Below are 18,830 nucleotides of genomic sequence, written 5' to 3' on the forward strand. Positions count from 1 at the left end.
AGCAAAAACCCCACAAAGCATAATCTCAACTGCTGCAGGTATAGACCTAACCGCAGCTGCCACCCTCATCGATACAGGAACAGCCGCTACTGTCCCCGGAATCAATGGTGCGCTTGTTGGTATAACCAATCTATCTGCTGCCCAAGTTCGCCTTGGCGCAGACGCAGAAACAATTATCAGTGTAATCACAACTGCTGCAGGGCTGGATCTGGATCATCTAGCGGCATTGTTTGCCTCTGGCACAAACATTCCCGACATAATCGCTGCTGCAACAGGGCTAAACCTGAATCATCTGGCAGGGCTATTCGGCTTGACTGGCGATAATATAACACTACCCAATGTCATCGATCAGGCAGACGAGGTCACCGACTTACCCACTGCTGCTACTAACCTTGGAAGCGCAGCAACAATCGCCAGCTTAGTTGGTACTACTGCAGGGCTAAACCTCATTCAATTGGCAGGGATATTTAATTCTGAGGCAAATGTTTCGGCCATAGTCACAGCTGCTGTAGGGCTAAACCTCACTCCATTGGCAGGGATATTTAATTCTGAGGCAAATGTTTCGGCCATAGTCACAGCTGCTGCAGGGCTAAACCCCACCCAATTAGCAGGGATATTTGATTCTGCCCCAAATATTCCAGCCATATTCGCGGCTGCTGAAGGGATAAACTTCTCTCAATTCGCAACTTTATTCGGCTCTGCCCCAAATGTTCCAGCCATAATCGCAGCTGCACCGACTTATCCGCAGACAGCGCTTGCTGCTGCTAATCTTGGCGCAGACGCAGAAACAATCGTCAGCATAGTCAAAGCTGCTAGAGAGCTAGACCTCACTCCATTGGTAGAGCTATTTGGCTTGACTGGCTATGATGTAGTAACACTGCCAGATGTCATCACTGCTGCAGGGCTAGACCTTACTCAATTGGCAGGGCTATTTGGCTTGACTGGCGATGATGTAACACTGCCAAATGTCACCAGTCTGGCAGGCGACATCGCAACACTCGACCAAGCCGCTGATCTGTTCGGACTTGCCGATCCTGAAAGAACGGTCCAAGGATTAGTCACAGGAGTAATCAGTCTAGCAACTACAGACGACAGACTTACCACCTTTGCTGCCTGGTTTACAACAACCATCCCAGTCACTTATCCTGCGCTGCTTAATTCTGTCGACTTAACAACCTTGCCTGCTTTAATGACACAAGCTGCTACTAACTTTGGCCTTGATGCAAGCGAGATTGTGCCGTCAGTTGCTGATGCTGCAGGCAGTGATCAGGTGACTGAAGACCTGGGCATAGCTGCTGGATATTTGGATAGCGCAGCTACTTTCCCTGCAATGGTCGAAGGCCTAATTGGATTAAGTACTAATTTGAATGCAGCTGCTGCCCTGGTGGCAACAGATGCAAACATACCAGCAGTATTGGGTTACTTGGCTACTCCCGGCCTGCTGGATCCTTTGACAGGGCTATTTGGCTTGACTGAGTCTGCCCACAAAAACATTCCAAAAATAATTGAAGTTGCTGATGATGGAAGCCTCACTCACTTGGCATTGCTATTTGGCTTGACTGGGGCTAACAAAAGCATTCAAGCCATAGTAGAAGTTGCTGGTAATACAAGCCTCACTTACTTGGCAGGGCTATTTGGCTTGACTGGGACTGATAAAAACATTCCAGCTATAAACACAGTTGCTGATGAGATAAACCTCACTTACTTGGCAGGGCTATTTGGCTTGGCTGGGACTGATAAAAACATTCCAGCCATAGTTAATGTCGCTGCAGATATAGGAGATTTAACCCAAGCTGCCAACCTCATCGATACAGGAACAGCCGCTACTGTCCCCGGAATCAATGGTGCGCTTGTTGCTATAGATAATCTAGATGATGCCCAAGTTCGCCTTGGTGCAGGTGCAGCAACAATCATCAGCGTAGTTGGTAAATCGGCTGGATTTGATGTTGGTAATATTGTGTCTCTGATGGGTAGCACTGCGGATACCATCGATGCGCTTCTCGTCACTTTGAACAGCTCAGGCGTTGGAACTAACTTAAGCACCTCACTTACTGTGTTAGGCATTGAGGATGGAGCAACTCACAATATCCCAGGGGTGCTTGAAGCTGTGGCTGGAATCTCGGGTGGAAACTTAACAAGTGCTCAGACTTTGCTAGGAGCTCCAGCAAATACCCCACAAAGCATAATCTCAACTGCAACAGGGCTAGACCTCACTCCATTAGCAGAGCTGTTAGGCTCTGACGCAAATGTTTCAGCTGTAGTCACGGCTGCTGAAAGCTTAGATGTTGCTGGCGCGATACATGCCCTTGATGATGGATATGCAGGGCCCATTACAATCCAAGCATTGATAGAACTGGCAAAAAGTCATTCAGAGTAAGCAGATCATTAAAAGATATGACTGCCGAATTTTGACCATGTGGTTTTGGCGATCCATTCAAACAAGGGCGGCTTGCGTCCAACAGACAGTTGATGAGAGGGCTGTTGGTAATTGCAAATGCCGTCTTTGTTAGGGTTGCAAACGCGCGGTGAATTACCTAACATGCGCCTATACCATTCAGCTTAAATACCTTTGGAGTACGTTTTTTACGAAACATTTCCTGGAGTTGCTGTAGACCGCATATGTGCAGCCTTATTAGAAAAGGTTTTTGGAACAGGCGCGAGGGCGGTAGTTTTCTCACCGTTTATAGAGCGAGTTAGGGCGCTGGACAGCCTGCTTTGGACATTCAGGCCGGGCTCGTTCGTCCCACATGGATCGTCAGAAAGCGCGTCACAGCCAACTGTCCAGCCAATATGGCTTACCGACAGACAGGAAAATCCCAATAATGCCCAAATACTGATGTTGGTTGATTTCTGTGAAGCCTTGGGTGATGCGGATATTACGATGCTTGGGTTTTCAAAAGTAATCTATATCGCCTCTGGATCAGATGCGGACGGCCCCTGTAAGCTTAAGTCTTTATGTGACGGCATATCTGAACCAGACAGCGCCGTGTTCTGGCGGCAAGGGAAAAATGGCGACTGGCAAAAGGGAGAGATTTGTTGTAAAAATACCGAATCTGTAAAGCAAGGGAAAGAACGGCAATGCGCGAGATGACTTTATCTATACTAAAGCCAGATGTTGTTAGGCGTAATCTTACTGGCGCTGTGAACAGCTATTTCGAAAAATCAGGGCTTTCAATAGTTGCGCAAAAAAGGATTAAGATGTCTTTCGAACAGGCCGAGGCGTTCTATGCCGTGCATAAAGAGCGCCCCTTTTACCAAAGTCTTTGCAAGTCGATATCCTCTGGGCCGGTAGTGGTTCAGGTGTTGTCTGGAGACGGCGCGATTGCTTTAAACAGAAAAATTATGGGCGCTACTGACCCGGTCAATGCCGACAGCGGCACAATCAGGAAGGATTTCGCCCTGTCGATTGAGGAAAACAGCGTACATGGATCCGACAGTCCAGAAAATGCGGCCAAAGAGATTCAGTTTTTCTTTAGTGAGATTGAAATTATCCCTTAGACTAGGGCTAAGTATGCTTGGCTTTGCAAGAATATTATTGATTGTATGCTTTTGGCTTGTTGGATCGGGGGCCTTAGAGGCTTATGCTTCGACTGTTGTGGTCAAGGACGTTTTCGTAAAAGCAGAAGATAAAAGTGCTACAAAGGCCAAAGATCAGGCTTTGCGTCAGGGTGAGGCTTTGGCTGTCTCTGAGGCAATTCAGGCAATGGCCGAGCCGAACCAGAACATTGGAAGTATTGGATCGTCGATCAGAAGCCCCTCCGCCTATATCTCGGACTTTACTATAAACGAGGAAAAAATAACCCCTACTGCATATGAGGCCTTTGTTACATATCGCCTGGCGAAAGACAGATTGATTAAGCTTTTTATTGATAAAAACGTTAGGCTTAAGCCAGAGGCTGAACGTATAGCCAGCATTAAAGCAAAAGATCTTTACGGGAAAGAGGTCGTAATAGAAAGCTTAGATGGCACCTCAAGCGGGCGGCTTAAGCATACGCCAAGCGGTTCTGATAAAAATCTTGGCCAGAGTGGAGCGGAGCAGCAAGTAACCGTAATCAAGATAAGAACGCGTTCTGTTAAAGACTGGCTTGATCTGTCGCCAGTTTTGGCGAGTTTTTTTGAATCAACAACTGTTTATGTCTCTGCAAATCTAACGATACTGGAAGCGGCTAACATAGTTATAGACGACAACTTAATCAAGGCGGTTAGTGAGCGCGGATTTAACCTGACAGTATTGCCAGATAAGACGGTTGTCGTGTCCATAAAAGAGGCTTTGACTGGCGACCGGGAAGCAAACACTGCTGCCCAGCCGCCAAGCTCTGCCGTATATGAGGCAGGTGTTGGGAACACAATCTAAGCGTGTTGTCTGTCGCTGTTGCAGCTCGTTAAAGCCAATCATAAACCTGCCAAATTGTCTGTCGATCATGCGCTTAATCAGCGCACCAGTGGTATTTTATCTTCTTAATGTAAGGTTATTTGCAGAGTGTTTTGTGGTGTTTTTATGCGCTTCAGTAACAGACTTTTTGGACGGATATGCGGCGCGTAGATTTGGCGCCTCTTCTAGCTTTGGCTCTGCTCTGGATCCGCTGGCTGATAAGGCGCTGATGTTCTTTTTTTATTACGGGGCGTACAGGCTTGGGGCTGTGCCATTGTGGTTGTTTTTACTGATTGTATCGCGGGATATGCTTATACTGGCTGCTGCGCTACATATACTCTGCAAACAGTATATAAGAGCGTCGGCTGATTCAGTAAACTCTTTCAAGCCATCTTTTATAAGTAAGCTGAATACTGTTTTTCAGCTTGCTTTGGCCTTGGTTATTTTGTTCGATTTGTGTGTAAAAACCAATTGGACAGGGGCTGCATCAAAAGCGCTTATCTGTATCGTTGGCATAACAACCCTTGTTTCTGGTATACAGTATCTTGTGTTTTACCTGAGATCTGACGTAGTTCGATGATGCAAAAGCAAAAAGTATCTTATCCCCTTTTGTTTTGGCCGACGATGCTGGTTCTGTTTGCGGCTTTCTTTTACTTATTTGGGGTAGTCACCGTGCCATTTACCGCAAGCGCCATATTCGCCTATATACTTCACCCCCTGTATCACAGGATGTCAAAGATTCTTAATAATAAAACCCTTACCAGCCTTTTTGTCACATTTGGCTTTGTCCTGATGTTTACCACCTTTGCGGTGGTTTTCCTGCCGTACCTTGAGATGGAGCTGGTTAAGCTTATCAAAATAGTTCCAAAGTGCATCGCTCAGATTGCCGAAGTGTCTTCAGGGATTGTAAATGCGGTCTTCGAGCATTGGACCATACCTGATCAAGCAAGCCTAAAGCAGGTTATGATCGATGTGGGTGGCGGGATTACAAAAAACCTGCTGGAGTTTACTCTTAAGCTTTTTGCCAGTGGCGGATTTATTGCTACGGGGGCGGCAACCCTTGTTATTGCGCCATTTGCTATATTTTTCTTGCTTAGGGACTGTGACAAACTGGCGGGCGCAGTTCGCGCTTGGGTGCCCAAAAGTCAGCTGCCCATGTTTGCCGAGATATGCCGCAGGATTGATGATGTTTTGTCAGGATACTTCAGAGGACAGCTGGCCGTATCGTTGATTATGGGCAGCTTCTATACAATCGCGCTGTGGGCGCTTAAGCTGGATGCGGCGGTGTTTATGGGCTTTTTAAGCAGCATTCTATCATTTGCGCCAACCATTGGGGCGCTGATGGGGCTGGTTGTGGCTTCATTCCTTGGGATAGTGCAGTTTGGTGCGGACTATCACGTAGTGGCTATAGTTGCCATTTACTTAACGGGACAGTTTTTGGAGGCTAATTTTTTGGTTCCAAGGCTGATAGGATCAAAGGTGGGACTGCATCCGCTTTGGGTGTTTTTTGCGATATATGCTGGTATTTCGCTTTACGGAGTGGTTGGCGTCATAATCGCCGTACCTGCCGCCGCAGTGATCAATGTTGGCGTGCGTTTCGCCTTGGAGAATTTTCATAAATCTGAAACATACTTAAGTTGATATGAATCAGATTATTCTTGACTTTCACGACCAGTCCAGGCTGGGGTGGGGCGATTTTGAGGTCGGTTCAGCCAATCAAGCCGCAATTGAGTGGTTGATCAAATGGCCAAATTGGCCTTCAAATGGACTGATAATCTACGGCGAGGCTGGCTGCGGTAAAACTCATTTAGGTAAGCTTTGGATGAGCATGGTGGGCGCTGAGCTTGTTATGTCAAATAATCTACTTAGTATGGTTGAGCAATGCGTCGGAAAGCACTTTCTGGTGGACGGTATAGATACGCTGAAAAGCAACGAAAAGCTGGCATTTCACCTGATTAACATTGTTAAAGAAAAAAATGGCAGCTTCTTGCTTTTAGACCGAGAAGCGCCGTCCAGTTGGGATATTAGTTTGAGGGATTTGGCCTCTAGGTTATTGGCATTAAGCTCAGTTCAGATTATGCCGCCCGATGACGTGCTGCTGGCAGCAATATTGACTACTCAGCTGAAATCCAGGGGCAGCGTTCCTGATCTCAGGTCTTGTAAATATGCAATTGACAGGCTTCCTCGTACATTTGATGCAGTTTTGGATTTTGTAGACCGCATCGATTCGGCCTCGCTTCAAACCAAGAAGCCTATAACCTTCCCGCTTATTAAGTCGGTTTTGGAGGCAACACAGTATATCTAGCATGCAACATGATTGACATTCACTATCAAATGTGATAGTATATTTTATATTTTAATGGAGGCATTTATGGCGGTGGCAACCAGAATAAACATGGGGCTAGACTTAGACACGATAAGCCAGCTTAAGCAAATTGCTAAGGCGACGAAAACAACGGTGTCTCAGCTGTGCGCCAAATATGTAAAGCAACAGCTGGAGTACGATGAGGATGCTTATTGGATGAAGATTATTTCTGAAAGGCGTAATGAGCCTAGTCTGCCAGCAGAACAAGTGTGGAAGACGCTTGGGCTGGAAAATGATTGATGTGGAGAGTTATATTAAAAAAAAGCGCAGTAGAAGATTTAAAAAAAATACCTCGAAATCTGCAGATATCAATTAAGAAGGCAATTTGCGGGCGTATAGCCGTCACTCCATATAGGTTTAAACCCCTAAAAGGCGAGTGGGAGGGGTGCTATAGGCTTAGGGTTGGTGATTATCGGATTATCTATGAGGTCAATAAATCAGAAATTACAGTAATCATCATCAAGATTGGCGTTAGAAGTAACGTATATTAAAGCATCCAGAAACAATATTACCCTGGCAGGGGCCTGATGGTTACTTCTGAGTCATTGATGGCGTCTTTTATGTCAGTAATGACCTGCCTTACCATACGATCGGCGTCAATAAGGCTTAAGGTTTTGTCGACTACAACCTCGATAACGATAAATTTTTTATGAGCGGCGGAGCGTGTTTGAAGCCTGGCAACTGATTTTACGCCAGGTACACCTTCGGCAACCGTGCGTATCTGATCCTTTAGCTGCTTGGGAAGTTCCTCGTCCATTAGGTCTTTGGCTGCAGTAATAAACACCTGAATGGCATTATAAAAGATATATATCGCAACGCTGACGCCGAAAAATATATCTATATATGGTAAATCAAAATTATCGCTTGTCCAAACAGCAATTATCGCCCCAAAATTTAATGCAATGTCGCCTTTATAATGGACCGCTACTGCTTCTATCAGCAAAGACTTGGTTCTTTTAATGGCATACTTTTGAATAAATATTAAACATAACAAAAGCGCTGATGAGATCAGTATTAACCACATGCCTGTTTCGGCTTCTTTCACTTGCTCGTGGTTGAAAATATGCTCAAGCACCTCCATGATCAGAAGTATACCGCTGCCCAGAACAAACATAGTCTGACCAATCGAGGCCACGGATTCTGCTTTGCTGTGGCCAAAGCTGTGGCGACCATCGGCCGGTTTATGGGCAACAGAAATTGCAAACACGGCAGTTGCCGACGCAATAACGTCCATAAGGCTGTCGACGAAAGCCGCTTGCAAGCTGGTTGAGTTGGTAAATAACCAAGCGCAAAGCTTCAGTACAGCTATGATCGACGATATGGCAACTGACCAATATACGGCGTTCCTGACAAGCTTGTGACGAGGATCGCCAACGTTGGCTGCAGAAAGTTCAAACAAATTACCGTGCGTGTGATGTGTCATTTTAGGATCCGACGCATTTGCAAATAGTCAGCATAACAGCTGCAACCTCTGACAATAATATTTGGCCGCATAATAACGTTTTTCAGAAAACAATTGCACTCTAAATCAACTGTCAGTGGATACAATTCATTGGGAAGCAGTAACACTTTTAACTCACTTTTCACACATTTTCAGTTTCTTTGTGAACCAAAGAATGAAATTACCATCCATCATATATTTGCAACCTGAAATTGCATAATTATATTTATATATAATCCCATTACCATCTAAAAGTTGCAATCACTATAGACAGAGCAGCATTAGATGTTTAGCAATGGGATTTGGTTATAGGCTCTAGTAAAACTCTAAAACGCATTAATTCGGTCTAAAAAATTGGGAGCACCACAATCACTGTTTAGATATGGTGCACGTATTGGGACAACCGAGATTATAGGCATTGGCTTTGGTTTCCACACTAGCTGGCATACATATGGATTGCAGGGAAGGGCAGCGATCGAAAATTAAAAAGCCAATGCCAGCGTCAGTCAGTCTGGACCCTTGCTCAAATTTTACTTGTTTTAGACCTTGGCAATAAGAAAAACATTTGTCTCCAAGCCAACTCACGCTGGACGGAATACATATTGATGCCAAGGACGAGCAGCATGAAAAAGCTCCTTCACCCATTCTGCTCAGTCTGGAATCCGGCTCGAATGTTACTAGGTCTAGTTTTCGACAATCGCTAAAGCAACGGTTGTCTATGTTCTTTACGCTAGATGGAATGTATATGCACCTTAGAGAAGGGCAGGCCCAAAAAGCACTGTGTCCCACCACTTCTGGCTTGCATGTTCCTAATACCCCATCGTCTAGACTGAGGCACATGCTAAAACAGCTACCTCCTATGCGCGTTACACTGGGCGGAATGCATATGTATGGCAGGGAAGAACAATTATAAAAAGCGTAGGGGCCCATGCTGGTCAGCCTGGAGTCCGACTCAAACGTTACCCGACTTAGATTTTGACAATTGGAAAAGCAACGCTCTCCGATATTATCCATGCTGGACGGAATGCATATGAATCCCAGTGAAGGACAGTTAGCAAAAGCATTACGACCCATGCTGGACATCTTGGATCCTAAAGCGAATGTTACGCTGCTTAGATTTTTATCGTAGTGGAAGCAGTATTCATCCACGCACGTTACACTAAATGGAATGCATATGCACGACAGGGAATGACATACCTCAAATGCCCATCCGCCAATTTTGCTCAGCCTGGATCCTTCCTCGAAAGCCACCATGCTCAATGCTTTACAATTGTGAAAACAATTGCTTTCAAGTATTTCTACACAACGAGGAATGAATACCCGTACTAGCGAAAGGTTTATTCCTCTGTGCATATTTGCTGCACACTGCACTTTCTTCTGCTCAGGATTATCGGATCCAGAGAGACTCTTGACCTCCATGAGAGCCCCAGACACGAGAACTACATTTCTCAAAAGTAATATGTGCTGTTTTGAGGAATAAGAAGCTGTCAAACTTCCTGTGCCATCGAGTCCGTATGTTGCGCCGTCAGTCATAATCTGCAGCGCACAACCCGCGATACTCGGGAAGAGCTGCATGATCATTGCGGCTATCATCATAACTCTTTTCATATTTTCCCTATCTTATGCAATAAATATATAATTAGTTGGATAACATATAAATACCAATATTGCAAGTTTTATTTGCCATCAGGGAGTGGATATGATTTTGAATTGATTTGCTTTAAATAATTTGTTTAATTTATTAACTAGTACGGCTGCGGGCGATCCATTGTTGATAACTTCAAAGACAGGCAACTGTGTTTTATTGTCCTAAAAAGAGTTAAACTCTATACAAGAGACTGTCTATCTGAATTCTATAGAGCATTGCCCTTAATTATCCATCTGAACAAAGGATGTTTTGCCTTTTTGGTTAGGTGATTGTCTTTTACGCATTTTATTATTGAAATTAAAAATAATAATATGCGCTTATAATTGAAAAGTGAGTCTGGGCCAGGGTGACTTAGAACCTAGTTGTTTGTGAGGAAAAATTATATGTCTAAGGAAAAGTTGAGTTTTAAGAAGTTAGCAGTCTCTGGCGCAGTAGTCGCAGGATGCCTTGAGTATTGTGGGGTTATTGGTGTAGGAATAGCCACTTTGTCGGGAAGCGACGCATTGTGTACATTGCCACCGCAGGATCAAGGGGAAGAGGAAATTAGAAGGATTTTTGGATGTGAGGGGGGGGGGGCGATGCGCGTGAAGGGAATCCCGATGTATCGTTCACACCGCCATTGCAGTATCAAACGGTAGAGGACTTGGATAAGATTTCTAAGTATGCAGGCAATCCAAATACGGAGCTTCATATCAAATATTTGGTAGCTTTGAGGGCTAAGATTGTAGAGATAAATCAAGGTCAGGGGGATTCTGGGTTTACAGATTATTTATCTAAGGGGTTCCATAGGTTATATAATGGCGCAATCGGCAAAGACGTTGATGGTGCAGATCCTCTCCGACAATATCCACAACTTCTTGAACATATTCAATATATTGCAAAAGATATGAAAAGGTGCAGTCATCTTGCTGACAAGCATTGGTTCCCTGACTGTCGTATAAATGCTGCTCTTTATGCGGCGGTACACAATCGGATGCGTACAGATCCCATAACGAAGGATATTATGAGCTTGGTAGATGGTATAGATAATGAACGTTACAATATTATGATCGAATCAGCTGATGTGTTATGGATCACTAATACAGCAGGGTATTTACTTGCCGCCGGAAAAATCGATGTGAACAGGGATTTTATAGAATGGATGCGTGGTGCTACTAATCCGGATATGCCGCAGCGTCCTATGCCTGAAAACATTAAGCAAGCTGTAAGAGAGGTTAACAACTCTGGCCCGTATGATGATGAGGTTAAGCGCATCAGTGAGACAGTAGTAAAAATAAGGCAAATTCGTACGCCCGCCGATCGCAGATCTTTAATATTTCTCGATGATTTTGTGATGATTTACACAGGCAATTGGGCAAACGTTCACTTGCCTGTTTTGTTGTCGGTCATTAGAATGCACATTCCATTAGCCGTTTGCTGATGGTGCGTATTTTTTAGATAACGCGAAACACCTATCTAATCTATCATACTACGTTTATAGCTGGCTTAGTAGGCGTATTTCTAGGACTCTTTCACAAAACCATTTAAGTGTTGTTAGGTGAGCATTTGTTCAATCCGAAAACAAGAGAAGATATACTTGAAGGCATTAACACTCTTCTAACAGAGCGTATTGATAAACTGCCGCGGTGATGTCGAATAAACATTAGGCATAGATTAATGAAAGAAAAAGGCCACTAAAAGTAGTATCTGTTTGGAGGCATTACGACGATAATTGATTGTCACTCCAAAGGCGAACGATGTGTGAATTATATAATTAATAAAAAATATAACAGCGTTTTATGTGGAAGATTTTTGTAAATTACTCAATATCATTTTTTATTTTCAAAAAGGCTATTTTCAATTTCAGTAAGTCTCTTGAGACAATATTCCAAATCATGTGTAAATCAACGCCTTCAAGATAATCATGCACCAAAATATTCCTAAATCCTGAGATATCTTTCCATGGAATGTTGGGGTATTTATTTTTTATTTTCACAGATATCTTTGTGTCAGCTCCGGCAGAATTTGCAAATTTCTCATAACTGCATCGCATAGCATCCTATTATTTGAAAAATTCTCCAACGAAACATCATTTGTGTACGACAATATTATATCGGCCGTTTCTATAACATGCTCAACATACAACAAATCGATCTTCATAGCGGCTGAGCTTCTTTCATTACACGATCAGCAATGCTGTGATGTACGTATCCTTCAAATGCAATATCCACTTTTTTGTGCAAAAGCTCCTCTACCTTCCACTTGAAGCGGCCAACATCCAAAAGACTGGCTGTTTCCTTGGCTGAAATAAGAAAATCAACATCGCTTTTCTCTGTCGTGTCTCCACGCACAGTTGATCCGAAAATTTTTACGCTTTTAATATCGCATTCACTGGCTATGAGCAAAATCTGGTCTCGAAATTTGCTTTTCAGCTCTGACATTGTCATGAGGATATTTTTAATCAATAGTATATATCTTACCATCAACAATTTCCGCATAAAAGATGCCTTTAATAAGTAATATCGGAGCTACCGACGGTAATTAATTATCATTCCAAGAGTTCGTAATGATATCTGCAGGATAGAAACTGTACTACATCTCCTTTTACACGATATACGATTCTGTGTTCTTTATTGATTCGGCGAGACCAAAACCCAGAAAGTTCATATTTTAACGGCTCAGGTTTACCGACCCCATTGAGTGGGCAACATTTTATTTCGTTTATTAAGCGCAGTACTTTGTCGGAGGTTTTTCTGTCGCGTTTCTTCCAATATTCAAAATCATCACGAAACTTGAGCGTAAACTCAATATTCACTGGTTAATTTTTCAAACGAAATCGTTTCCTCGCTATCGGCTTGTTTTACAGATTCCATAAGGTATCGTCTGTTGGCTTCGGATCGCAACAAATATGAAGTTTCGTCCATCGATTCATATTCCTCAGCAGAGATTATGACAGCCTTTTGGCCGTTTTTTCTTTTGACATAAACGGGAACATTGTTATCGCACACAGCAGATAAGATGCTGGCCAAGTTTTGGCGCGCCTCACTGTAAGACACTTCTTTCATATTGCCCCCTCCCTTACTTGTACAGGATGATTGTACAATATCTTCACCAAAATGTCAAGAATACAAATCTAATCCCTATTTTAGTTGTAAGGATTTTCTTCTTTGCGATACTGAAACACTAACGGCCCTCCCCATAATGAGAAAGCTTGCCGCAAACTGTTCAGTAAATACCTTTCATATGATTTTAGTAACACGGATGTGTTTGCAAACAGAACAAACTTCAGCGGGTGAGTACCGATCTGAGTTATGTACTTTATCCTAACCTCACGCTGCTTGAAAAGTGGCGGAGCTTTTTCTTCCAAAGCCTGCTTCAGCCACTGATTTAGCTTACTGGTACTGATTTCAGTACCCATTTTTCCGTAAACATCTATGCAGTAATCTATCAACTTATTGAGGTTTTGTGACTTTACTGCAGAAACTGGAATAATTGAGGCTTCCCCACCAAGCTGTGACAAAGCATGGCTGACCTGATATTTAGTCTCTTCCATAACAGCTTTTTGGTTCTTTACCAAATCCCACTTGTTTAGTGCTATTGCCACTGGTTTGCCGCTTTCATAAGCATGCCTGGCAATGGTCAAATCCTGCTTTTCCAAAGGATACAAAGCGTCAACTACCAAAACCACGACGTCCGCAAATGTCGAAGCCTTATTGGCGCTGTTGACGTACAAAAACTCTTGATGTTCAACCACTTTTGACCGTTTTCTTTGCCCGGCGGTATCAGTGAGAACCAAATTACGTCCTTTATAAAGCCAATCAACCGCGACCGCGTCATGCGTAGTACCTGCGTCCTTGCTGGTGATTAGGCGGCAGCCTCCAACCGTTGCGTTGATAAGGCTTGATTTGCCGGCGTTCGGTCGACCAACAAAAACGATTTTTATCTTGTTTTGAGATTTTAGTTTGGATGAAGTGTCGCAATTCAGAGCCTTTTCCCCCTCAGGCCAAATATCCAAAAGCCTGTAATATATGTCGGAAATACCTATGTTATGCTCGGCTGATATACCGATAGGATCGCCAAATCCCAAACATTGACAGTCCAAAACCTCATGGTTTCGGTCGATTTTATTCATCAGCAATAACACTTGCTTCTGGCCAGTTTTTTTAAATGAAGCTCTTATGAAATTCGCCAGATCTTTATGTACGACGATATTTTCATCGATCATAAAAAAAATAATTTCAGCTGCTTGTATGGCCCTCAATGACTGAGCGTTCATTTCTTTGGCTAGGTCAGACACCGCTTGAGGGTCAATACCAGCCGTATCGATCAAGTCAAACTTCAGGTCATAGATAGACGCATGGCTTTCAAGCCAATCTCTGGTCATGCCAGGTTGGCTGTGCGTTAAGGCTATCCTGCGTCCTGCCAGGCGGTTGAATAAAGTAGACTTGCCTACATTAGGCGCGCCTATTAAGGCTATTTTCATATTTTTCAGCAAGCGAGCTAATCGATTACCCTAGATTATAGTATGCACGGCGCAGCATGCCAATTTGAAAACTTTTGTATTACAGCAACCGATTAAAGTGTATAATTGCGCCCTGATGTTTTTGGGCATAACAAGATGATAACTGCTTCCACCGCAACAGAGACCGTAAAGATAGTGCAGGACGTTGCTGCCAGCCAGGGTATGTCTGCTTTTTCGCTGTTTTATCAGGCAACGCTAACCGTAAAGTTCGTGATGTGCTTGCTTGTATTCGCCTCATGCTGGAGCTGGGCGCTGATTTTCTACAAAGAAATCCTCATCAGAAGACTTTCAGTCAGAACGCGTGCTTTTAAGCAAGCATTCTGGTCGCGTAAATCGCTTGATGAGATGCATATGATGTTTTCTAAAGACAAAGACTCGTTCCCGATGCTGTTTTGCAACATGCTGCATGAGCATAACCAATTGGCGAAATCTGCTTCCAGCCGTGACCGCGACGCGTTTTCCACCGTATGTAAAGAAAGGCTTGAACGCGTTGCTGAGGTTTGTATTGTCAGGACGCGCGCTTTTCTTGAAAGTAATTTGAGCTCACTGGCGAGCATTGGTTCAATTTCACCATTTGTCGGGTTATTTGGTACCGTTTGGGGGATTATGAACAGCTTCGAAGCCATCGGTCTTGAAAAAAATGCCAGCCTAGCGTCCGTAGGCCCAGGGATAGCCGAAGCTCTGCTTGCTACTGCATTGGGGCTGGCGGTGGCAATTCCGGCGGTTTTTGCTTACAATAAAATTTCGTCAAGCATAGTTTCGTATATAAGCGACCTAGAAATATTTGCCAACGAGTTCATTTTGATTTTACTCAAGAAGCTTGATGGAACAGGAGATTGATCTTGTTTAAAGGGCTTAGCTCAAATCGTAAAGATTGCCCGATCATAAGCGATATCAACGTCACGCCGATGATCGATGTGATGCTGGTACTGCTGGTGATATTTATGGTAACGGCGCCGCTGCTGACCCTGGGCATCAAGGTCGATCTTCCCAAAACAGAAGCATCCGCAATTGCGGGCCAGGAAGAGCCCCTGATAGTAAGCATCAAACGCGACGGGTCAGTCTGTATCGGGGATATATGCGTTGATGCAGGAACGCTTATCAGCAAGCTTTTGGCCATTACTAATAACAACACCGCTGTTCGGCTTTACCTGCAGGCCGACCGTGTACTGAAATACGAGGACGTTATGCAAGTGATTGCCATGCTAGATAATGCCGGATTCAAGAAAATCGCGCTTATATCCGATATGCCAGACAAGCCTGTCAAAGGAAAAGCGTTGAAATAGGACGGAGGCAGCCCTTTGCAACAAAGCCTTTGGTTGTCACTAGCGTTACATGCTGTGTTTTTGCTGATTGTGTTTGTCGGCATACCTTCTCGTTCGAAAGTTGTGCCCGATACGTTCACCTTAGAAGTTATAAAACGAACCGACCTTGAGGAAATACAGCAAAAGGCGGCAAGTCCTGACCCTAAGGAAGAAAAGCCGCTTGTTCAAACTACGCCACTAAAAGAAAATAGCGATGCGGTTCCTGACGTAAAAGTCCCCGCGAAAGCGAAAAAAGACTTAGAGAAGGTGCTGGACAATGTGGTTAAAGAGGAAAACCTTAATAAGCAGTTCGATAATATGCTTAAAAACGTTGAGAAAAATACCTCAAAGAAGGTGGCTAAGCCTGTGGCAAGCAGGACGGTAGACGACGTGCTAGGCAGTATCGACAGCTCGTCCAGCGAGGGGGGAGAAGGGGTCAGCGCGCTTAGCGCCACTGAAGAAGAAGCTATCCGACAGCAGATTTACCCAAATTGGTTTGTTCCGGCTGGCATTAAAGACGCAGAAAACATTATCGTTGAAATAGAAGTTCGGTTGAGTGAAACTGGCGAGGTTCTTTCCGCCAAGATCTTAGATGAAAAAAAGTGCATGTCACAGCAAAGCACCAGGGTTGCCGCAGAAAGCGCCAAAAGGGCTGTTATGCTATCCAGCCCGATTAAGGTACCCGCGTCGCTTAAGGGCGCTTTAAAGAATTTTGTTTTACGTTTCAATCCAAAGGATGTGTTAAGTCGATGAAAAAGTTTCTTACTTTATTTGCTTTACTGTTTTCTGGCAGCTTCCTTTTTGCAGAAGTTACAATAGACATAAATCGCGGAGTGTATTCCCCTATACCTGTTGCGATCCATGATTTCCGCAGCCAGGATCAAACGAAGTCATCTCTTATAAAAAGCATAATAGAAAACGACTTAGAAAATTCTGGCCTTTTGCGCTTGGTAGACTCGGCTGCCTTTATCCAAAAGCTTCAGGGGATTGAGGATGCGCCTAATTTCGCCAATTGGCGTCTTATCAATACACAGTTTCTTCTGAATGCTGAGGTACGGTCCTATGGCGATAAGCTGACCGTGATCTATAAGCTTTATGACGTATTATCTGAAAAAACGGTTGTTGGCGCTTCGTTAAGCTGCTCTTACAAAGGGATTCGCCAAATCGCACATATGATCGCGGACAGCGTATACTCCTATATAACCGGCGAGGGCCCTTATCTTAACGCGAGGATAGTCTATGTAGCCGAGCAAAAGTACAACGGACGGATAATCAAAAGGCTCGCCATTATGGACAGCGACGGCGAAAATCATAAATTTCTTACAAATGGCGCGGAAATAGTGCTGACTCCACGATTTTCCCCTAATATGCAAGAGATAACTTATTTCGCCTTTGTAGATACTGTAAATGCGAGAGGGCAGCTAAGGCGCGGGGTTGGTAAGGTATTCCTGTTTGACCTGTCTACTGGTCAGCATCAGTTCGTGGGGTCGTTTAAGGGCATGACTTATGCCCCCAGGTTTTCGGCGGACGGCAGGCGCTTAATTTTCAGCTTATCCGACAGGGGCAGCTCATCCATTTACGAGATAGACCTTCGCTCTAAAGACGTAAGGCGGATTACCCACAGTCGTGGCGCTATCGATACATCCCCTTGCTACTCACCCGATGGAGATAAGATTGTTTTCAGCTCGGACCGAGGCGGATCTCAACAGCTTTACACGATGAATCCAGACGGCAGTAATATTAAACGCATTTCATTCGGGCATGGGCAATATGCAACGCCAGTTTGGTCACCAAGGAAAGACTGGATCGCTTTCACCAGGATATATAGAGGAACATTTTATATTGGTGTGATGCGACCAGACGGCAGTGGAGAGCGCATGCTGTCATCTGGATATCTGGTCGAAGGGCCTACGTGGTTTCCCAACGGCCGAGGCCTAATGTTTTCGTACCAATCGCATAGCAGAGGTAAAATCACCATACGCAGTATAGACGTTACCGGTCACAACGAAAGAACGCTGCTGACCCCACATGGCGCATCAGACCCTGCATGCTCGCCAGTGATACAATAGCGCTATACCTGCACTGGCCTTACTGCATCAGCAAATGTAATTACTGCGCGTTTAACAGCATCGCCACCAGTAACCCCGACCATCAGTCTTGGCGTCGAGCGATTCTAAAAGAGCTTCATCACGAAGCGCTAAGCTTGCGCGGTCGTAAGCTGTCCAGCATATATTTCGGGGGCGGAACGCCGTCGCTTATCCCAACGCAGTATTTACAAGAGATTATTGAGCTTGCAGTCCAATATTGGCCTAACGATGACATAGAAATAACTCTTGAAGCTAACCCGGCAACCGTAGATCAAGAAAAACTGCCCGGCTGCTTGTCTGCTGGGGTGAACAGGTTGTCGATTGGGGTTCAGTCGTTTAACAACGATCTGCTAAGTTTTCTTGGACGCAAGCACACGGGCGAGCAGGCTGAAGAGGCTTTTCTTATGGCCAGGAAGGCTGGGTTTAGCAATATCAGTCTGGATTTAATTTTTGCCGTACCCGGCCAAACAGAATTAATGCTAAATCACGATTTGGATAGGGTTACAGCGCTTAATCCACAGCACATTTCTGTATACCAACTAAGCCTAGAAGAGAACACCAAGCTTTATCAAGATCACATATCAGGCTTGTTTAAGCTGTTAGATGAAGATGTCGTGTTGCGGCAGTTCGATATAGTGCACAAAAAGCTGACTAAAGCGGGATATAGACACTATGAAGTATCAAATTTCGCTAAGCCTGGATATGAATCAAGACATAACCTGGCCTATTGGAAATATCAGGAATATCTGGGGTTAGGCCCAGGGGCCCACAGTAGGGTTATCAAGGATGGCGAGGTTTTAGCCATGGAAAGGGCGAGCGATATTCAGGTTTGGGCGGCCGACCCGATTGGCAGTACGCGCACAAGTAAACTCAGTAAAACAGAAATCTTTAATGAAATCTTAATAATGGGGCTGAGAACCGCTGAGGGTATCAGTATTACAGATTTAGCAAAGAAGGTTGGCGCACAAGGGACAGATGAGTTTTTGGCCAGCTCTGCGGTACAGGAGCTAATCGGCTTGGGAATGCTTAAAAAAGACTCAAACTATTTGCGAATTCCAGAATGCCATCGCCTTAAAACCGACGCTATAGAACGAGCCTGCCTTCAGTAAGGT

23 protein-coding genes are annotated in these 18,830 nt (G+C 44.4%); 16 read left to right on the forward strand and 7 right to left on the reverse strand.

The features are described from left to right. The 9 genes from LBL30_01700 to LBL30_01740 all read left to right on the forward strand — a co-directional run. The coding region (locus LBL30_01700; GenBank protein MDR1031820.1) for a hypothetical protein at window positions 1-2,377 on the forward strand (2,377 nt) is incomplete at its 5' end. A gap of 192 nt (window positions 2,378-2,569) precedes the next feature. Next, window positions 2,570-3,091, forward strand: a complete 522-nt coding sequence (locus LBL30_01705; GenBank protein MDR1031821.1) for a DNA polymerase III subunit chi — start codon at window positions 2,570-2,572, stop codon at window positions 3,089-3,091. Continuing rightward, window positions 3,079-3,498, forward strand: a complete 420-nt coding sequence (gene ndk, locus LBL30_01710) for a nucleoside-diphosphate kinase (protein ID MDR1031822.1) — start codon at window positions 3,079-3,081, stop codon at window positions 3,496-3,498. The genes LBL30_01705 and ndk overlap by 13 nt, the downstream gene beginning before the upstream one ends. A gap of 13 nt (window positions 3,499-3,511) precedes the next feature. Further along, window positions 3,512-4,354, forward strand: coding sequence for a hypothetical protein (locus tag LBL30_01715; protein ID MDR1031823.1), 843 nt, complete (start codon window positions 3,512-3,514; stop codon window positions 4,352-4,354). Continuing rightward, complete coding sequence (locus LBL30_01720) at window positions 4,326-4,952, forward strand: CDP-alcohol phosphatidyltransferase family protein (protein ID MDR1031824.1); 627 nt, start codon at window positions 4,326-4,328, stop codon at window positions 4,950-4,952. Before LBL30_01715 ends, LBL30_01720 begins: the two co-directional genes overlap by 29 nt. After that, window positions 4,952-6,013 carry an AI-2E family transporter gene (locus LBL30_01725; GenBank protein ID MDR1031825.1) on the forward strand — a complete coding sequence of 354 codons (1,062 nt, stop codon included), beginning with the start codon at window positions 4,952-4,954 and terminating at the stop codon, window positions 6,011-6,013. The genes LBL30_01720 and LBL30_01725 overlap by 1 nt, the downstream gene beginning before the upstream one ends. Window position 6,014: 1 nt before the next feature. Then, a complete protein-coding gene (locus LBL30_01730) occupies window positions 6,015-6,677 on the forward strand; it encodes a hypothetical protein (GenBank protein ID MDR1031826.1) in 663 nt (220 codons plus the stop codon). A gap of 66 nt (window positions 6,678-6,743) precedes the next feature. Further along, the gene (locus LBL30_01735; protein ID MDR1031827.1) at window positions 6,744-6,977 is read left to right on the forward strand and encodes a hypothetical protein; all 234 of its coding nucleotides are present in this window, start codon (window positions 6,744-6,746) and stop codon (window positions 6,975-6,977) included. Further along, entirely contained in the window at window positions 6,977-7,228 is a 252-nt protein-coding gene (locus tag LBL30_01740; protein MDR1031828.1) for a type II toxin-antitoxin system RelE/ParE family toxin, read from the forward strand. Before LBL30_01735 ends, LBL30_01740 begins: the two co-directional genes overlap by 1 nt. Before the next feature lie 17 nt (window positions 7,229-7,245). On the opposite strand, the gene LBL30_01745 is transcribed toward LBL30_01740, so the two are convergent. Both LBL30_01745 and LBL30_01750 read right to left on the reverse strand, forming a co-directional pair. Beyond that, on the reverse strand, window positions 7,246-8,136 hold the full coding sequence (locus tag LBL30_01745) for a cation diffusion facilitator family transporter (protein MDR1031829.1): 891 nt from the start codon (window positions 8,134-8,136) through the stop codon (window positions 7,246-7,248). A gap of 411 nt (window positions 8,137-8,547) precedes the next feature. Continuing rightward, a complete protein-coding gene (locus tag LBL30_01750) occupies window positions 8,548-9,786 on the reverse strand; it encodes a leucine-rich repeat domain-containing protein (GenBank protein MDR1031830.1) in 1,239 nt (412 codons plus the stop codon). 423 nt (window positions 9,787-10,209) lie between these two features. On the opposite strand from LBL30_01750, the gene LBL30_01755 reads away from it, so the two are divergent. Continuing rightward, the gene (locus tag LBL30_01755) at window positions 10,210-10,464 is read left to right on the forward strand and encodes a hypothetical protein (protein MDR1031831.1); all 255 of its coding nucleotides are present in this window, start codon (window positions 10,210-10,212) and stop codon (window positions 10,462-10,464) included. Window positions 10,465-10,469: 5 nt separating this feature from the next. Then, window positions 10,470-11,246, forward strand: coding sequence for a hypothetical protein (locus tag LBL30_01760; protein ID MDR1031832.1), 777 nt, complete (start codon window positions 10,470-10,472; stop codon window positions 11,244-11,246). A gap of 378 nt (window positions 11,247-11,624) precedes the next feature. Here LBL30_01760 and LBL30_01765 read toward each other — a convergent pair whose 3' ends face one another. The 5 genes from LBL30_01765 to der all read right to left on the reverse strand — a co-directional run bounded on the left by LBL30_01765 (window position 11,625) and on the right by der (window position 14,288). Then, window positions 11,625-11,858 (reverse strand): DUF86 domain-containing protein, encoded by a 234-nt coding sequence (locus tag LBL30_01765; protein MDR1031833.1) that lies wholly within the window; start codon window positions 11,856-11,858, stop codon window positions 11,625-11,627. A gap of 103 nt (window positions 11,859-11,961) precedes the next feature. After that, window positions 11,962-12,303, reverse strand: a complete 342-nt coding sequence (locus LBL30_01770; GenBank protein MDR1031834.1) for a nucleotidyltransferase domain-containing protein — start codon at window positions 12,301-12,303, stop codon at window positions 11,962-11,964. A gap of 50 nt (window positions 12,304-12,353) precedes the next feature. Further along, the gene (locus LBL30_01775; protein ID MDR1031835.1) at window positions 12,354-12,620 is read right to left on the reverse strand and encodes a Txe/YoeB family addiction module toxin; all 267 of its coding nucleotides are present in this window, start codon (window positions 12,618-12,620) and stop codon (window positions 12,354-12,356) included. Next, a complete protein-coding gene (locus LBL30_01780) occupies window positions 12,610-12,870 on the reverse strand; it encodes a type II toxin-antitoxin system prevent-host-death family antitoxin (protein ID MDR1031836.1) in 261 nt (86 codons plus the stop codon). Before LBL30_01780 ends, LBL30_01775 begins: the two co-directional genes overlap by 11 nt. Window positions 12,871-12,950: 80 nt before the next feature. After that, window positions 12,951-14,288, reverse strand: a complete 1,338-nt coding sequence (der, locus tag LBL30_01785; protein ID MDR1031837.1) for a ribosome biogenesis GTPase Der — start codon at window positions 14,286-14,288, stop codon at window positions 12,951-12,953. Window positions 14,289-14,423: 135 nt separating this feature from the next. Here der and tolQ point away from each other — a divergent pair, with 135 nt between their 5' ends. The 5 genes from tolQ to hemW are packed head-to-tail and all read left to right on the forward strand — an operon-like array spanning window position 14,424 to window position 18,827. Next, window positions 14,424-15,167, forward strand: a complete 744-nt coding sequence (gene tolQ, locus LBL30_01790) for a protein TolQ (GenBank protein MDR1031838.1) — start codon at window positions 14,424-14,426, stop codon at window positions 15,165-15,167. Next, on the forward strand, window positions 15,164-15,613 hold the full coding sequence (locus LBL30_01795) for a biopolymer transporter ExbD (protein MDR1031839.1): 450 nt from the start codon (window positions 15,164-15,166) through the stop codon (window positions 15,611-15,613). Before tolQ ends, LBL30_01795 begins: the two co-directional genes overlap by 4 nt. A 15-nt stretch (window positions 15,614-15,628) precedes the next feature. Continuing rightward, the gene (locus tag LBL30_01800) at window positions 15,629-16,384 is read left to right on the forward strand and encodes a TonB C-terminal domain-containing protein (GenBank protein MDR1031840.1); all 756 of its coding nucleotides are present in this window, start codon (window positions 15,629-15,631) and stop codon (window positions 16,382-16,384) included. Beyond that, entirely contained in the window at window positions 16,381-17,700 is a 1,320-nt protein-coding gene (gene tolB, locus LBL30_01805; protein MDR1031841.1) for a Tol-Pal system beta propeller repeat protein TolB, read from the forward strand. Before LBL30_01800 ends, tolB begins: the two co-directional genes overlap by 4 nt. Beyond that, on the forward strand, window positions 17,679-18,827 hold the full coding sequence (gene hemW, locus LBL30_01810) for a radical SAM family heme chaperone HemW (GenBank protein MDR1031842.1): 1,149 nt from the start codon (window positions 17,679-17,681) through the stop codon (window positions 18,825-18,827). The genes tolB and hemW overlap by 22 nt, the downstream gene beginning before the upstream one ends. The last annotated feature ends 3 nt before the right edge of the window (window positions 18,828-18,830 follow it).

The sequence above is a fragment of the Holosporales bacterium genome, assembly GCA_031263535.1.
Classification (GTDB): domain Bacteria; phylum Pseudomonadota; class Alphaproteobacteria; order UBA3830; family JAIRWN01; genus JAIRWN01.

Coding starts and splice junctions, on each gene's coding strand:
- ndk (MDR1031822.1), top strand. CDS start 3,079: ATGCGCGAGATGACTTTATCTATACTAAAGCCAGATGTTGTTAGGCGT.
- LBL30_01715 (MDR1031823.1), top strand. CDS start 3,512: ATGCTTGGCTTTGCAAGAATATTATTGATTGTATGCTTTTGGCTTGTT.
- LBL30_01720 (MDR1031824.1), top strand. CDS start 4,326: ATGAGGCAGGTGTTGGGAACACAATCTAAGCGTGTTGTCTGTCGCTGT.
- LBL30_01725 (MDR1031825.1), top strand. CDS start 4,952: ATGCAAAAGCAAAAAGTATCTTATCCCCTTTTGTTTTGGCCGACGATG.
- LBL30_01730 (MDR1031826.1), top strand. CDS start 6,015: ATGAATCAGATTATTCTTGACTTTCACGACCAGTCCAGGCTGGGGTGG.
- LBL30_01735 (MDR1031827.1), top strand. CDS start 6,744: ATGGCGGTGGCAACCAGAATAAACATGGGGCTAGACTTAGACACGATA.
- LBL30_01740 (MDR1031828.1), top strand. CDS start 6,977: ATGTGGAGAGTTATATTAAAAAAAAGCGCAGTAGAAGATTTAAAAAAA.
- LBL30_01750 (MDR1031830.1), bottom strand. CDS start 9,786: ATGAAAAGAGTTATGATGATAGCCGCAATGATCATGCAGCTCTTCCCG.
- LBL30_01755 (MDR1031831.1), top strand. CDS start 10,210: ATGTCTAAGGAAAAGTTGAGTTTTAAGAAGTTAGCAGTCTCTGGCGCA.
- LBL30_01765 (MDR1031833.1), bottom strand. CDS start 11,858: ATGCGATGCAGTTATGAGAAATTTGCAAATTCTGCCGGAGCTGACACA.
- LBL30_01770 (MDR1031834.1), bottom strand. CDS start 12,303: ATGCGGAAATTGTTGATGGTAAGATATATACTATTGATTAAAAATATC.
- LBL30_01780 (MDR1031836.1), bottom strand. CDS start 12,870: ATGAAAGAAGTGTCTTACAGTGAGGCGCGCCAAAACTTGGCCAGCATC.
- der (MDR1031837.1), bottom strand. CDS start 14,288: ATGAAAATAGCCTTAATAGGCGCGCCTAATGTAGGCAAGTCTACTTTA.
- tolQ (MDR1031838.1), top strand. CDS start 14,424: ATGATAACTGCTTCCACCGCAACAGAGACCGTAAAGATAGTGCAGGAC.
- tolB (MDR1031841.1), top strand. CDS start 16,381: ATGAAAAAGTTTCTTACTTTATTTGCTTTACTGTTTTCTGGCAGCTTC.
- hemW (MDR1031842.1), top strand. CDS start 17,679: ATGCTCGCCAGTGATACAATAGCGCTATACCTGCACTGGCCTTACTGC.